The 12,607-nt window shown below is 53.2% G+C and carries 26 protein-coding genes; all 26 read right to left on the reverse strand.

What is annotated here, in order from left to right; genetic code table 11:
- Window positions 1-67 precede the first annotated feature (67 nt).
- The 26 genes from rpsK to rplD all read right to left on the reverse strand — a co-directional run bounded on the left by rpsK (window position 68) and on the right by rplD (window position 12,607).
- Window positions 68-451, reverse strand: coding sequence for a 30S ribosomal protein S11 (gene rpsK / locus P0120_08545; GenBank protein ID MDF0674373.1), 384 nt, complete (start codon window positions 449-451; stop codon window positions 68-70).
- A 36-nt stretch (window positions 452-487) separates the two neighbouring features.
- Window positions 488-877: a 30S ribosomal protein S13 gene (gene rpsM, locus P0120_08550; protein ID MDF0674374.1), complete on the reverse strand. Its 390-nt coding sequence runs from the start codon at window positions 875-877 to the stop codon at window positions 488-490.
- Between the two features lie 115 nt (window positions 878-992).
- The gene (rpmJ, locus tag P0120_08555) at window positions 993-1,106 is read right to left on the reverse strand and encodes a 50S ribosomal protein L36 (protein MDF0674375.1); all 114 of its coding nucleotides are present in this window, start codon (window positions 1,104-1,106) and stop codon (window positions 993-995) included.
- Window positions 1,107-1,124: 18 nt separating this feature from the next.
- Complete coding sequence (gene infA / locus P0120_08560) at window positions 1,125-1,343, reverse strand: translation initiation factor IF-1 (protein MDF0674376.1); 219 nt, start codon at window positions 1,341-1,343, stop codon at window positions 1,125-1,127.
- Window positions 1,344-1,375: 32 nt separating this feature from the next.
- Window positions 1,376-2,134 carry a type I methionyl aminopeptidase gene (gene map, locus P0120_08565; protein ID MDF0674377.1) on the reverse strand — a complete coding sequence of 253 codons (759 nt, stop codon included), beginning with the start codon at window positions 2,132-2,134 and terminating at the stop codon, window positions 1,376-1,378.
- Entirely contained in the window at window positions 2,131-2,787 is a 657-nt protein-coding gene (locus P0120_08570) for an adenylate kinase (protein ID MDF0674378.1), read from the reverse strand. The genes map and P0120_08570 overlap by 4 nt, the downstream gene beginning before the upstream one ends.
- A gap of 4 nt (window positions 2,788-2,791) precedes the next feature.
- A complete protein-coding gene (secY, locus tag P0120_08575; GenBank protein ID MDF0674379.1) occupies window positions 2,792-4,111 on the reverse strand; it encodes a preprotein translocase subunit SecY in 1,320 nt (439 codons plus the stop codon).
- Complete coding sequence (gene rplO, locus P0120_08580) at window positions 4,104-4,553, reverse strand: 50S ribosomal protein L15 (GenBank protein MDF0674380.1); 450 nt, start codon at window positions 4,551-4,553, stop codon at window positions 4,104-4,106. Before rplO ends, secY begins: the two co-directional genes overlap by 8 nt.
- A complete protein-coding gene (gene rpmD / locus P0120_08585) occupies window positions 4,550-4,768 on the reverse strand; it encodes a 50S ribosomal protein L30 (protein MDF0674381.1) in 219 nt (72 codons plus the stop codon). The genes rplO and rpmD overlap by 4 nt, the downstream gene beginning before the upstream one ends.
- Window positions 4,768-5,277, reverse strand: coding sequence for a 30S ribosomal protein S5 (rpsE, locus tag P0120_08590; GenBank protein ID MDF0674382.1), 510 nt, complete (start codon window positions 5,275-5,277; stop codon window positions 4,768-4,770). Before rpsE ends, rpmD begins: the two co-directional genes overlap by 1 nt.
- An 84-nt stretch (window positions 5,278-5,361) precedes the next feature.
- The gene (rplR, locus tag P0120_08595; protein MDF0674383.1) at window positions 5,362-5,727 is read right to left on the reverse strand and encodes a 50S ribosomal protein L18; all 366 of its coding nucleotides are present in this window, start codon (window positions 5,725-5,727) and stop codon (window positions 5,362-5,364) included.
- A gap of 9 nt (window positions 5,728-5,736) precedes the next feature.
- Window positions 5,737-6,273 (reverse strand): 50S ribosomal protein L6, encoded by a 537-nt coding sequence (rplF, locus tag P0120_08600; protein MDF0674384.1) that lies wholly within the window; start codon window positions 6,271-6,273, stop codon window positions 5,737-5,739.
- Between the two features lie 43 nt (window positions 6,274-6,316).
- A complete protein-coding gene (gene rpsH, locus P0120_08605) occupies window positions 6,317-6,712 on the reverse strand; it encodes a 30S ribosomal protein S8 (GenBank protein MDF0674385.1) in 396 nt (131 codons plus the stop codon).
- A gap of 49 nt (window positions 6,713-6,761) precedes the next feature.
- Window positions 6,762-6,947, reverse strand: coding sequence for a type Z 30S ribosomal protein S14 (locus P0120_08610; GenBank protein MDF0674386.1), 186 nt, complete (start codon window positions 6,945-6,947; stop codon window positions 6,762-6,764).
- A gap of 45 nt (window positions 6,948-6,992) precedes the next feature.
- Window positions 6,993-7,637, reverse strand: coding sequence for a 50S ribosomal protein L5 (gene rplE, locus P0120_08615; GenBank protein ID MDF0674387.1), 645 nt, complete (start codon window positions 7,635-7,637; stop codon window positions 6,993-6,995).
- A gap of 8 nt (window positions 7,638-7,645) precedes the next feature.
- Window positions 7,646-7,975, reverse strand: coding sequence for a 50S ribosomal protein L24 (gene rplX / locus P0120_08620; GenBank protein ID MDF0674388.1), 330 nt, complete (start codon window positions 7,973-7,975; stop codon window positions 7,646-7,648).
- Between the two features lie 22 nt (window positions 7,976-7,997).
- Window positions 7,998-8,366 (reverse strand): 50S ribosomal protein L14, encoded by a 369-nt coding sequence (rplN, locus tag P0120_08625; GenBank protein MDF0674389.1) that lies wholly within the window; start codon window positions 8,364-8,366, stop codon window positions 7,998-8,000.
- 53 nt (window positions 8,367-8,419) lie between these two features.
- Window positions 8,420-8,686, reverse strand: a complete 267-nt coding sequence (gene rpsQ / locus P0120_08630) for a 30S ribosomal protein S17 (protein MDF0674390.1) — start codon at window positions 8,684-8,686, stop codon at window positions 8,420-8,422.
- Between the two features lie 8 nt (window positions 8,687-8,694).
- The gene (gene rpmC / locus P0120_08635) at window positions 8,695-8,904 is read right to left on the reverse strand and encodes a 50S ribosomal protein L29 (protein ID MDF0674391.1); all 210 of its coding nucleotides are present in this window, start codon (window positions 8,902-8,904) and stop codon (window positions 8,695-8,697) included.
- 37 nt (window positions 8,905-8,941) lie between these two features.
- A complete protein-coding gene (gene rplP / locus P0120_08640; GenBank protein ID MDF0674392.1) occupies window positions 8,942-9,358 on the reverse strand; it encodes a 50S ribosomal protein L16 in 417 nt (138 codons plus the stop codon).
- Window positions 9,359-9,370: 12 nt separating this feature from the next.
- Complete coding sequence (gene rpsC / locus P0120_08645) at window positions 9,371-10,042, reverse strand: 30S ribosomal protein S3 (GenBank protein ID MDF0674393.1); 672 nt, start codon at window positions 10,040-10,042, stop codon at window positions 9,371-9,373.
- 30 nt (window positions 10,043-10,072) lie between these two features.
- Window positions 10,073-10,429, reverse strand: coding sequence for a 50S ribosomal protein L22 (rplV, locus tag P0120_08650; GenBank protein MDF0674394.1), 357 nt, complete (start codon window positions 10,427-10,429; stop codon window positions 10,073-10,075).
- Between the two features lie 88 nt (window positions 10,430-10,517).
- Window positions 10,518-10,805 (reverse strand): 30S ribosomal protein S19, encoded by a 288-nt coding sequence (gene rpsS / locus P0120_08655; GenBank protein ID MDF0674395.1) that lies wholly within the window; start codon window positions 10,803-10,805, stop codon window positions 10,518-10,520.
- Complete coding sequence (rplB, locus tag P0120_08660; protein ID MDF0674396.1) at window positions 10,798-11,640, reverse strand: 50S ribosomal protein L2; 843 nt, start codon at window positions 11,638-11,640, stop codon at window positions 10,798-10,800. Before rplB ends, rpsS begins: the two co-directional genes overlap by 8 nt.
- Before the next feature lie 53 nt (window positions 11,641-11,693).
- Window positions 11,694-11,987, reverse strand: coding sequence for a 50S ribosomal protein L23 (locus tag P0120_08665; GenBank protein ID MDF0674397.1), 294 nt, complete (start codon window positions 11,985-11,987; stop codon window positions 11,694-11,696).
- A complete protein-coding gene (gene rplD, locus P0120_08670; protein MDF0674398.1) occupies window positions 11,984-12,607 on the reverse strand; it encodes a 50S ribosomal protein L4 in 624 nt (207 codons plus the stop codon). Before rplD ends, P0120_08665 begins: the two co-directional genes overlap by 4 nt.

The raw sequence follows: 12,607 nt of genomic DNA on the forward strand, positions 1-12,607 counted from the left end.
TAACTTAGTGATTCACCGAAAACAGCTCCTGCGATCTCGCTCAGCTACGCTGAGCATCCATGCATGGTCACACTCGCCGACGTTTGGGAGGCCGACACCCATTATGCGGAATCGGCGTGACATCGCGAATGAGATTGATCCGCAAGCCCGCTCCTTGAAGTGAACGGATCGCTGATTCGCGACCGGAACCTGGTCCATTCACATACACATCGACTTGCCGCATCCCGCTTTCCATGGCTTTTCGCGCTGCAGCCTCTCCGGCTCGTTGAGCAGCAAAGGGGGTACTCTTCCTCGATCCTTTGAACCCTTGATTGCCTGCGCTTGCCCACACCACCGTGTTTCCGCTCATGTCGGTGATAGTCACAATCGTATTGTTGAATGAGGCCTGAACATGTGCCACTCCACTTTGGACTATCCGACGTTCCTTCTTTTTCCCTTTTTTGACGCTCATGCGAACTCCTTCGGCTGTTTCTGCAGACTAGGTGCTTCAGGCCCCTTTGGTCGCCGTGGGTCTCGGCTTGCTACTGACGCCTGCGCGCCGTCCTTTACGTGTCCGAGCATTGGTCTTAGTTCGTTGTCCGCGGACAGGTAGGCCTTTGCGATGGCGCAACCCTCGATAGGTCCCCGTATCAATCAGCCGCTTGATATTGAGCGACACCTCTTTGCGTAGATCTCCTTCGACCCTGTAATCACGCTCGATGATTTCGCGTAACTTGACGATCCTATCTTCGCTCAAGTCTTTGACCCGGACCGCTCCATCGATTCCCGCTTCATTGAGAATCTTCTGAGCCGATATCCGTCCGATTCCATAGATGTAGCTCAATCCGATATCTGTCCGTTTATTCCGTGGCAAATCGATGCCGGCAATACGTGCCATTCCCCCCTCCAGTTCTGAGTGCTGAGCGTTGAGTTCTAAGTGATGAAATGTCTCCTCATTGGGACTGGGTGTAATGCCGGCTCAGAACTCAGCACTCATGGCTCGGCACTTTTCTTCATCCTTGTCGCTGCTTATGGCGTGGGTTTTTGCATAAAATCCGCACGACCCCCCGACGACGGACAACCTTGCATTTGGCACATATAGGCTTCACTGATGATTTGACCTTCATAACAATTCGCCACTCCCGTTACTTGAAGCGATAGGTGATGCGGCCCCTGGTCAAATCGTATGGTGACATTTCCACCGTGACCTTATCGCCGGGAAGGATACGGATAAAATGCATCCGCATTTTCCCAGAGATGTGAGCCAGTATGATATGGCCGTTATCCAGCTTGACCCGGAACATGGCGTTGGGAAGCGTCTCCGCTACCAATCCCTGGACTTCGATAATGTCTTCTTTTGCCACGTCCTGCTGTATTCTTTCCTGATGAACCGAATCTAGGTTTTCTCCAATTGACTCAAAATGCGAGGCGCTCCGTTGGGTTGGACGGCGATCGTATGCTCAAAGTGCGCAGATAGGCTTCCATCTACCGTGACCGCTGTCCACCGATCCCCAAGAACACGCACTGCACTCCGACCCATGTTCACCATTGGTTCGATCGCCAGAACCATACCTGGTTGCAATCGAGGCCCCTGACTCGGTTTCCCATAGTTAGGAACTTGAGGCTCCTCATGCAGTTGCCGACCAATCCCATGCCCCACAAACTCCGTGACAACCGAGAAGCCAGCGCATTCAACATGTTGTTGTACAGCGTTCGAAATGTCTGTCAAACGGTTGCCGACCACAGCCTGCTTGATCCCAAGATAGAGTGCCTCTTCCGTCACTCGAACCAGTTTTTCTGTTGCTTCTGGAATCCGCCCAACCGCGACCGTCACGGCAGAATCCCCGTAGAACCCACCGACAATAGCACCGAGATCCAGGCCGATGATATCCCCCTCCTTTAGCTTTCGCTTCGAAGGGATACCGTGAACGACCTGTTCGTTCACGGATGCACAAAGAGTTTTGGGATAGTTCCGGTACCCTTTAAACGCTGGAACCGCCCCTCTGGCCCGTATCGCTTCCTCGGCAATACCGTCCAAGTCTTCCGTGCTGATACCTGGACAGACTGCTTTCCTCACAATCGCGAGCGCTTCAGCTACCACTCTTGACGCCTCTGCCATCACCGTAATCTCGGAGGGCGTTTTCAGAATGATCATGCCGTCTGGTATGCCGTCAGCTCTCTCACGAGATTTTGATAGACCGTCTCAACTGCTTCGGCACCATTGAGATGCGACAATACATGCTTGTTCTCATAAAAGCTGATCAACGGTGCTGTCTGCTCTTCATACACACGAAGACGCATCTCTATCGCTTCCGGCTGATCATCGCTTCGCTGAACCAACGCCGCTCCACACCGGTCACAGAGATTGCCGTTCTTGGATGGAGCAAACCCCACATGATAGGTCGCCTGGCACTTGGGACAGCTCCGACGCCCGCTCAACCGCTTTACAATTTCTTCTCGAGAAACCCTGAAATGAATCACTCGATCCAGCTGAAAGCCTCGTTCAGCGAGCACCTTCGCAAGCGCTTCGGCCTGATGAACCGTCCTTGGAAATCCATCGAGAATAAACCCGTTGGCGTGTGATGAATCAGCCAGTTTCTCCCGTACCAGTCCTATGACGACTGAATCTGGAACCAACCGTCCCTGATCCATATGCTCTTTGGCTTCAAGACCAAGGGGCGTCCTATTCCGAACCGCCTCCCGAAGTAAATCACCGGTTGAAATCTTACGAATGCGATACTGAACGGCGGCCTTATCAGCCTGCGTACCTTTTCCAACACCCGGAGCACCGAGAAACACAAGCCGCATGTTCCTACCCGCTTCTCCCGCGCAACGGAGCCATGCCCTTGCCTAAAAATCCCTCGTAATTCCGCATCAACATATGGGATTCAATTTGCTGGGCCGTATCCAGACCCACACCAATAACGATCAACAGGGAGGTGCCGCCAAAATAAAATGGCACATTCAGCTTATAAATGAGAAATTCAGGAATCACACAGACGATGGCCAGATAGATGGCACCGGCAAATGTAATCTTCGTGAGGACATTGTAGATATAGTCGGAGGTTCGTTGACCAGGCCTGATACCAGGAATAAAACCTCCGTACTTTTTCATGTTGTCGGCCATATCCACGGGGTTAAGGACCACTGCGGTGTAGAAAAAACAAAAAAAGATGATGAGCCCCACATACATCAACGTGTAAAGCAGCGATCCGGGAGCTAGCTGCGTCCCGATCGATTTTACCCATGGCGTCTCAAAAAACCCCGCAATGGTCGCAGGAAATGCGATGATCGACGATGCAAATATGGGCGGAATGACCCCGGCCGTATTGATCTTCAATGGAATGTGCGTGCTCTGTCCTCCATAAACCCGTCGCCCGATCACCCGCTTTGCATATTGCACTGGAATTTTCCGGCGCCCGCTTTCCAAAAAAACAATGGCGGCGACCACGCCGATCATCAAAAGAGTCAATCCAATCAATAAAAACGCATTGAGCTGACCGATTTCGTACAGATTGTAGGTCTGCGCCACGGCCGCAGGCAGCCTGGCGACAATCCCGGCAAAAATGATTAAAGAGATTCCATTGCCGATCCCTCGCTCAGTGATCTGTTCGCCGAGCCACATCAGGAACCCCGTGCCGGCCGTCAAGGTGATGACCGTCATGAGACGAAATCCCCATCCCGCATTGAGCACGAACGCTCCCTGATTCATTTGTTCCAATCCAACCGCAATACCAAACCCCTGAATCAGGGCAATACCGATCGTCCCGAACCGGGTATATTGAATAATCTTCTTCCGACCTCGTTCGCCCTCCTTGGCCAATTTGGTCAAATGCGGGATGACGACTGTCAACAATTGGAGGATGATCGATGCGCTGATGTAGGGCATAATGCCCAGCGCAAAGATCGTCAGGCGGGATAATGAACCGCCTGAGAAAATATCGAGGAAGCCCAACAAGGCCCCCCCCTGTTTTTGCAAAAACTCTGAAAGGGCTTCACCGTTGATACCAGGGGTCGGGATGTGAGACCCGATCCGATACACCACAAGCATGCCGAGCGTAAAGAGCACACGAGTACGCAGCTCGGGGATCTTGAAGATATTCTGAAAACTGGTCAGGAGCCGTTCAAGCACCGCCGATGACCTCGACTCGCCCTCCGGCCGCTTGGATCTTGGCTTCAGCCGATTTACTGAACTTATGCGCCTGAACAACGAGCGATCTCTTCAACTCGCCATTGCCAAGAATTTTAATCGGCAACCTTTTTCGCTTCACTAGTCCGGCATCAACCATGGCTTGTGGCGTGACCGTCTCGTTGCCGGCCCACCGCTCAAAACTCTTAATGTTGACAATGGCATATTCCGTCCGTGCCGGGTTGGTAAACCCGAACTTGGGCAGCCGGCGTACCAAGGGCATCTGCCCGCCTTCAAATCCTGGACGTTTGCCACCCCCTGATCGAGCCAGCAGTCCCTTGTGACCTTTCGTGGCGGTCTTCCCGTGACCGGACCCAGGTCCACGTCCTATGCGTTTCCGTCGCTTCGTTGCTCCTTGTGCGGGAGTCAAATCATGGAGGTTCATGGATTTCCAACCTCAAGCAGATAACCGACTTTACGGATCATTCCTCGCACCTGAGGCGTGTCGGGATGGATAACCGTCTGTCGAATACGTCGAAGACCCAGACCGCGCAAGACAAGGCGATGCCGTTCAGGTGTTCCGATGGCGCTACGTCGCAATGTCACGCGCACAGTTTGAACATCATGATTGGGAGCTTTTGAAGTCTTTGCGGAGCCCATCAAACCGTAGCCCTTTCTCGCCCTTCGGCAACTGCTTGCCGACGAAAGCGAAGAACATCATCCAAGTTTCTCAATTGGGTAAGCCCATCTAGCGTCGCGCGAACCGCATTGAAGGGGTTTCCACGGCCTAACGTTTTTGCGATGACATTATGCGCACCGACTAACTCCACGACGGCACGAACCGCCCCCCCGGCAATGATTCCGGTACCGTCGACGGCCGGCTTAAGCAACACGTGCTCTCCCCCAAACAGACCATGCACCTCATGTGGGATGGTTCCGCCTTTCAGTGCGACGTGAACGAGGTGTTTCTTGGCTTGTTCTACGGCCTTTGAAATCGCAACCGGGACTTCAGCGGCTTTTCCCTTGCCTATCCCGACCCACCCATGGCCGTCACCGACCACAACAAGCGCACAGAAGTTGAACCGCTTTCCACCTTTCACCACTTTGGCAACGCGATTGATGAATACGACTTTATCCTTCAAGCTTAACTCATCGGGATTGACTCGCACGCTCTTACCCCGCAGTCCTAAGTTCAGTTACCGTTCGGCGCACAGATCACACGCTTCCTCTGCTCGCCTTGTCTCCAGACCGATCTAGAATTGCAAGCCCCCTTCACGCGACGCATCTGCAAGCGCCTTGATTCGGCCGTGATACATCCGGCCTCCTCGATCAAAAACCACAGTGCTTACCTGAGCGGCCTTGGCACGATCGGCGATCAATTTCCCTACCGCCTTGGCCGCTTCAATTCCACCGGTCGACTTGAGGGACTTCCGTAATGATTTATCGAGCGATGACGCAGCCGCCAGGGTGGCGCCTCGAATGTCATCGATTATTTGAGCATAAATATGGTTCGCGCTCCGAAATACGTTCAGGCGTGGTCGTTCTCCCGTCCCGGAAATCGTACGTCTCACTCGTCGGCGCCGTCGATCAAGCTGTTGAACTTTGTCTGCAGCATTCATGGCCAGTTCCTATTTCCCGGTCTTACCTTCTTTCTTGCGCAATGTCTCGCCCGCGTAGCGAACGCCCTTTTGTTTGTAGACGTCCGGCGACTTAATGGCCCGCAGATCAGCCGCCACCTGGCCCACCAGGCGCTTATCAACTCCCTTGATGTTGATGAGCGTTTGCTTGTCCACCTTCACATCGATGCTCGTCGGCACCTCATAGATCACTGGGTTGATATAGCCCACATTGAAACTTAATGTGCGACCCTGAATTTGGGTCTTGTAACCCACTCCGGTGATTTCAAGCGAACGTTCGTATCCCTTGGTGACTCCGTGGATCATGTTGCTCAATTCCGCACGGGTCAGCCCATGCAAGGCCCTCAATTTACGATCGTCATTCGATCGTCCAATAACCACTTGGCCATTATTGACGACAACGTCCACCCCTTGCACGAGCAACCAATCCAGCTTGCCTAATGGGCCTTTGACGGATACGGTTGATCCGGCAACCTTGACTTCTACTCCACCCGGAATTGCAATCGGCTTTTTTCCAATGCGGGACATGGTCTGTTATACCCTTTGATCGAGATCAACGCGACTCATCTGGTTACCATACCGAGCAAAGAACCTCACCCCCAAGACGACTCTTACGGGACTCCTGGTCGGTCATGACTCCTTTTGATGTAGAAAGGATAGACACACCGATCCCATTGCGGACTTTCCTGATATCCTGACTTCCGACATAGACGCGACGTCCCGGCTTGCTGACGCGCTCCAGCCCCGTGATCATCGGCTGCCCTTCGCCCACGTATCGAAGACGCACAGTCAGAACGGGATGCCCGTCATGAACGCCATCCTCGACCGCATCAACATAACCTTCCTTCCTCAAGATCTCCAAAATGGCACGCTTCAGCTTCGAGGTAGGAACCGTGACGGTTTCATAACGGCGTTGTGCGCCATTCTTTAAACGAACAAGAAGATCGCCGATCGGATCGGTAACCATGCTATATCCTTCTCTCCTCCATTGTCAGTCACCGGCGCGAGCACACCAGCTACCAGCTGGATTTTCGCACTCCGGGAATCTCTCCGCGCAGAGTCATCACCCGAAAACAAATTCGGCACATCCGAAACCGACGGAGATATCCGCGAACCCGACCACACACTCCACACCGATGATAGTCCCGCGTGGAGAACTTTTGTTTCGTCGCCGCCTTATTTCTCAGTGCCAATCGTGACACACGCACTCCTTCCGTTCAAACAGACGCTGTTGATCCATGCCGCTTTCACGCGCGGAACGGCATACCCAGGTGCTTCAAAAGAGCCTTCCCTTCGTCGTTCGTCCTGGCTGTGGTCACAACCGTAATGTCCATTCCATGGATCGAGGCCACCTCATCGTACTTGATTTCAGGGAAGATGAGCTGCTCTTTTAGACCAAGGGTATAGTTCCCCCGACCATCAAAGGCCTTGGGAGAGACACCGCGAAAGTCTCGTATTCGAGGAAGCGCCAACGTCACTAGTCGATCGAAAAACTCATACATCCTCCGGCTACGAAGCGTCACCTTCGCGCCGATGGGCAACCCTTGTCTGAGCTTGAATCCGGCGATGGCTTTTTTGGCTCGAGTCACGACCGGCTTTTGACCGGTGATCATTCCCAATTCCGTCACAGCACTCTCCAAGAGCTTTACATTCTGAATCGCCTCACCCATTCCGACGTTCAACACCACCCGCTCAAGCTTGGGAACCTGCATCACGTTCTTGTACCCAAACTCCTTCATGAGTGCGGGGACCACCTGCTGCACATATATGTCGCGAAGCCGTGGTCGGAACTTGGACTCCTCGCTTCCCTGGTCCAATTGCGGAGCCGGCTCTTGCTTTGATGATTTTCGCTCTGACGGCTTACTAGATCGGCTTTTCGGGTCCTTGGCCATTGCGTAACCTATTCCACAGTCTCGTTGGATTTCTTGCTAAAGCGCACGCGTCGCCCGTCTTCCAAAACTCGAATCCCGATTCGGGTAGGCTTGTGTGTGACTGGGCAGAGAAACATGACGTTGGAAACTTGAAGAGGTGCCTCTTTCTCCAGAATGCCCCCCTGCTTAGCCTTCTGGTTCGGCTTTGTGTGTCGCTTGATGATATTCAGCTTCTCCACAACCACCTTCCCGGCACGCAGGTCGATCGACAAAACCTTTCCGGTCTTGCCTCGTTCACGGCCAGAAACCACCACGACTGTATCCCCTTTTCGGATTCTGCTTTTTCGGAGTACTTCCACGATGCCTCTCGTTCGTTCTGCCTTACAAAACTTCAGGTGCCAAAGAAATGATCTTCATGAATTTCTTCCAGCGGAGCTCGCGGGCAACGGGACCGAAGATACGCGTTCCAATCGGCTCACCCTCTTTGTTGATTAAGACGCACGCGTTTCGATCAAACTTAATATAGGACCCGTCTTCACGACGAACCTCCTTGGTCGTTCGGACAATGACGGCCCGACTCACATCCCCCTTCTTGACACTGGCCTGAGGGATCGCCTCCTTGACCGCCACCACCACGACATCTCCGAGCGACGCATAACGCCGTCTCGTCCCTCCGAAAACATGAAAACACATGGCCTGTTTCGCACCCGAATTATCGGCCACATCCATATAGGTGTAGTTCTGAATCATCGCTCTATTCCTACCCGCGACAAAAAACTGAGGACCATAAGAAATACTGCTGCTTACTTTTCAGGTTGACCCTTTTCCATGACTTGAACAACGCGCCAGTTCTTTTGCTTGCTCAAAGGCCTGGTCTGCACGAGCTTGACCCGATCTCCCACTTTACACGCGCCACTTTCATCGTGGGCCTTCAGTCTGGTCACCCGCTTGAGAACCTTCTTATAGACCGGATGCACGACCGATCTCGAAACCACGACGACGACCGTCTTTTGCATCTTGTTACTGACGACATCGCCATACCAATGGCGACGCTTTACCACCTCAGCCATAGAGTCCCCTACCTTTTAGCGCCCTCTGATCGAGCCTTCACTTGCTGGAGAACAGTCTTCACCCGCGCAATATCCCGCTTAGTTTTCCGGATTTGCATGGGATTATCGAGCCGACCGGAACCGAACTGAAAACGGAGATTGAACAGCTCTTGCACAAGTTGCCGTTCTTTGTCTACAAGTTCACCTGCCCCCAGCTGCTGGAGTTCTTTGACGTCCAACGCCATATCCCCTGCTCCTCTTCAGATCCCCCAAAACCTACCCAAACTCTCCACGAATGACCAACTTCGTTGCAATGGGTAATTTGTGTGATGCAAGCCGAAAAGCTTCTCGAGCCGTTTCCGGAGTGACTCCGTCCATCTCATAAAGAATCCTGCCGGGCTTCACGACAGCAACCCAGTATTCAGGATTGCCCTTTCCCTTGCCCATTCGAGTTTCCGCCGGCTTTTTGGTGATCGGCTTATCGGGGAAAATACGCGTCCATACCTGCCCTCCCCGCTTCACATACCGAGTAATAGCAATGCGCGCAGCCTCAATTTGTCTGCTGGTCACCCATCCTGGCTCCAATGCCTTCAGACCAAACTCTCCCAGGGTAATCTGCCCCCCACGATAGGCCTTCCCCGTCATCCGGCCTTTCTGCATTTTTCTGAATTTGACTTTCTTAGGCGCTAACACGGCTCGATCTCCTCACCCAAACCGTCGATCTAAAGATGATTCGGCTTTGATAGGCTGAACAGGAAGAAGCTCTCCTTTGTAGATCCAGGTCTTCACCCCGATCTGCCCCATGGTCGTATGCGCTTCAGCAAATCCATAATCTATTTCGGCGCGAAGCGTATGCAGCGGCACACGCCCTTCTCGATACCACTCCGTCCTGGCGATTTCGGCGCCACCCAGGCGACCGGCCACCATGATCTTGATTCCCTGGGCACCAAGCCTTAGGGCAGACTGAACGCTTCGCTTCATAGCCCTCCGAAAGGCTACGCGCTTCTCCAGCTGAGTCGCGACATTTTCGCTGACCAGCTGTGCATCAAGCTCAGGCTTCTTGATTTCCTTGACCGTGATGTAGACCTGCCCTCCGTACTGTCTTTCAAGGTCGGTCTTCAACTTATCGACCTCAGCTCCCTTGCGTCCGATGATGATACCGGGGCGAGCTGTATGAATGATCACCCTGGTTTGATCGCCGGAGCGCTCGATTTCGACTTTCGATACGCCGGCATGATACAGCCGGCCCTTGACCATTTTCCTAATCTTGACGTCCTGATGGAGCAGCTTGGCGTAATCCTTTCCCGCATACCAGCGAGAACTCCAGGTATAGTTGTAGCCCAGTCGATAACCGATCGGATGTGTTTTTTGACCCATGCGTTGTATGCCTCAATAGAGAGAAGTGAGCTATTTCCTCTTGTCCTGAGTTTCGGGTGTCGTCACGACGACTGTAATGTGGCTCGTGCGTTTTTGAATTGCATTAGCTCGCCCCATCGACCTGGCACGCACACGCTTATATGTCGGACCGCAATCGACGAACGCCTTGGAGATCACCATGGATTCGCTGTCGCCCATTTCTTTCTGCTCGGCGTTTGCCACAGCGGAACGGACGATCTTTTCAACCACCCGCGCAGCATGACGGGGCGTGTGCTTCAGGATGGCCAGAGCCATGGGCACCTGCCTTCCGCGAATCATATCGATCACCGGCTTGGCCTTGCGCGGCGCAACACGAACAAACCTCAGAATTGCATGTGCTTCAGTCATTTTCAAAACCCTGTTACCGAACAATTCCCCATGATCGATAGCGCCACGCTTTGCGTTGGCACTCGATAAACTCATCCACTAATTTTATCTACTTCAAGGCGACGGCTTTTTCGGTCTTGGCCTGGCCATGTCCCTTGAAAAACCGAGTCGGTGCAAACTCACCCAGTTTATGACCGACCATGTTCTCGGTCACGAACACGGGGATGAATTTCTTCCCGTTATGGACCGCAAACGTATGGCCGATCATGTCGGGAACGACTGTCGATCGTCGCGACCACGTCTTGATCAACTTGCGGTCCTTCGTCTCATTCATCTGTTCGACTTTTTTGAGAAGATGACCGTCGACAAACGCTCCTTTGCTTACCGATCTAGGCATTGCGAACTCCTGACTTACGTCGAGCAATAATGAACTTGTCCGTCTTCTTATTCTGCCTGGTCTTGTAGCCCTTGGTCGGAAGACCCCATGGAGAGACGGGGTGCGGGTTTCCTTGCCCTGACTTTCCTTCGCCGCCGCCATGCGGATGGTCGACAGGGTTCATGACGACCCCTCGCACATGTGGTCTTTTTCCTTTCCAACGACTCCGCCCAGCCTTTCCAACGCTGACGTTCTCGTGATCGACGTTTCCGACTTGTCCGACGGTCGCCATACAGATTCCCAAGATTCTGCGCATTTCTCCGGATTTCAGGCGCACCTGCACATAATCGCCGTCACGCCCCATGACCTGCGCGAAGCCGCCGGCGCTTCGGATCAACTGGCCTCCCTTTCCAGCCTTCAATTCAAGATTGTGGATGGTCGTACCAAGAGGCATATGCACCAAGGGAAGTGCATTTCCCGGTCGGATCTCCACCTGCGGACCTGATTGTATTTCATCGTTCAGGCCCAGCCCGACGGGAGCCAAGATATACCGCTTCTCCCCGTCCCGATACTTCAAGAGTGCGATTCTCGCGGATCGGTTTGGATCGTATTCAATCGCTTCCACCCTCGCCGAAACCCCGACTTTATCGCGCAAGAAATCGATCTTACGATAGAGGCGCTTGTGTCCTCCGCCACGAAACCGGACGGTCATCCGACCATCGTTGTTCCGCCCTCCACTCCGGAGATGAAAAGCAGTCAACGATTTCTCTGGCTTCTTGTTGGTTAATCCCTCGGTCACCACGGCCGTCATACCCCGGCGACCTGGAGACGTTGGCCGATACGATTTCAACCCCATGATGATACTCCCACCTTACCAAACTTCTCGAACCGACAGACTATCAGACTCCACTAGGCGCTTTCGTACATCTCCAACTTCTCCCCTTCCTTAAGGGTCACCAGCGCCTTCTTCCAATCGGAGCGCCTACCTGAGAACCGGCCGAGTCGCTTGATTTTTCCTCGGATATTCATGATGTTGATCTTCTCAACCTTGACTTTTAAGAGTGCCTCGACTGCCTGCCTGATTTGAATGCGATTCGCGTCAGGATGAACCACGAAACCGACCGTATTCGTTTTTTCGCGGAGTCCGGTAATCTTCTCCGTCAATAGCGGTCGAATCAAGACCCTGTGGCTATCAACTTTCATGACCATACCTCGCTCACAGGACCGAGTTCTCGCTCAGCGATCATGATCACTTGGGCACGAACAACGTCGTACACGTTCAACTGTTCGGCACTGAGCACTTTCACTGCAGTCAAATTGCCTGCAGCCTTCAAGATATCCGACTGTTCTTTCCCGACGATCACCAGCGTGTGATCACCCCCAGTGAATTGCTTTAACGCTTGGGCTAATAACTTCGTCCTGGGCTGTTGCAGAGAAAGATCCGACACGACAAACAATTTGTTCTCCGCCACTTTAGCCGATAAGGCGCTCTGCAGCGCAATACGATACTTTTTCTTCGGCATGGAATAGGCGTAGCTCCGAGGCTTCGGTCCAAAAACACTCCCTCCATGACGCCAGACGGGAGAGCGAAGCGACCCAGCCCGTGCACGTCCCGTATGCTTTTGTTTCCACGGTTTTTTCCCAGACCCGCTCACTTCACCTCGCCGCAACGTAGAGGCCGTCCCCCTGCGTTCACAGGCGCGTTGCATGACGACCGCTTCATGTACCAACGCCAGACGAGGCTCACTGCCGAATACTTGCGGGGATAAATCGACCGTACCCACCTTCTTTTTCTGTAAATCAATTAGATCGATAGTAGGCAT

Source organism: Nitrospira sp. (genome assembly GCA_029194675.1).
In the GTDB taxonomy this organism is placed as follows: domain Bacteria; phylum Nitrospirota; class Nitrospiria; order Nitrospirales; family Nitrospiraceae; genus Nitrospira_D.

Bases quoted from the DNA above. Each gene is read 5' to 3' on its own strand.
- P0120_08570 (MDF0674378.1), bottom strand. From the start codon at position 2,787: ATGCGGCTTGTGTTTCTCGGTGCTCCGGGTGTTGGAAAAGGTACGCAG.
- rpsK (MDF0674373.1), bottom strand. From the start codon at position 451: ATGAGCGTCAAAAAAGGGAAAAAGAAGGAACGTCGGATAGTCCAAAGT.
- rplB (MDF0674396.1), bottom strand. From the start codon at position 11,640: ATGGGGTTGAAATCGTATCGGCCAACGTCTCCAGGTCGCCGGGGTATG.
- rplR (MDF0674383.1), bottom strand. From the start codon at position 5,727: ATGAATGCTGCAGACAAAGTTCAACAGCTTGATCGACGGCGCCGACGA.
- rpsC (MDF0674393.1), bottom strand. From the start codon at position 10,042: ATGGGTCAAAAAACACATCCGATCGGTTATCGACTGGGCTACAACTAT.
- rpmD (MDF0674381.1), bottom strand. From the start codon at position 4,768: ATGGGCTCCGCAAAGACTTCAAAAGCTCCCAATCATGATGTTCAAACT.
- rplO (MDF0674380.1), bottom strand. From the start codon at position 4,553: ATGAACCTCCATGATTTGACTCCCGCACAAGGAGCAACGAAGCGACGG.
- P0120_08665 (MDF0674397.1), bottom strand. From the start codon at position 11,987: ATGAAAGTTGATAGCCACAGGGTCTTGATTCGACCGCTATTGACGGAG.
- rplD (MDF0674398.1), bottom strand. From the start codon at position 12,607: ATGCCTACTATCGATCTAATTGATTTACAGAAAAAGAAGGTGGGTACG.
- rpsM (MDF0674374.1), bottom strand. From the start codon at position 877: ATGGCACGTATTGCCGGCATCGATTTGCCACGGAATAAACGGACAGAT.
- rpsQ (MDF0674390.1), bottom strand. From the start codon at position 8,686: ATGGCTGAGGTGGTAAAGCGTCGCCATTGGTATGGCGATGTCGTCAGT.
- rpmJ (MDF0674375.1), bottom strand. From the start codon at position 1,106: ATGAAGGTCAAATCATCAGTGAAGCCTATATGTGCCAAATGCAAGGTT.
- rpsH (MDF0674385.1), bottom strand. From the start codon at position 6,712: ATGGTTACCGATCCGATCGGCGATCTTCTTGTTCGTTTAAAGAATGGC.
- rplN (MDF0674389.1), bottom strand. From the start codon at position 8,366: ATGATTCAGAACTACACCTATATGGATGTGGCCGATAATTCGGGTGCG.
- rplV (MDF0674394.1), bottom strand. From the start codon at position 10,429: ATGACTGAAGCACATGCAATTCTGAGGTTTGTTCGTGTTGCGCCGCGC.
- rplE (MDF0674387.1), bottom strand. From the start codon at position 7,637: ATGGCCAAGGACCCGAAAAGCCGATCTAGTAAGCCGTCAGAGCGAAAA.
- rplF (MDF0674384.1), bottom strand. From the start codon at position 6,273: ATGTCCCGCATTGGAAAAAAGCCGATTGCAATTCCGGGTGGAGTAGAA.
- map (MDF0674377.1), bottom strand. From the start codon at position 2,134: ATGATCATTCTGAAAACGCCCTCCGAGATTACGGTGATGGCAGAGGCG.
- rpsS (MDF0674395.1), bottom strand. From the start codon at position 10,805: ATGCCTAGATCGGTAAGCAAAGGAGCGTTTGTCGACGGTCATCTTCTC.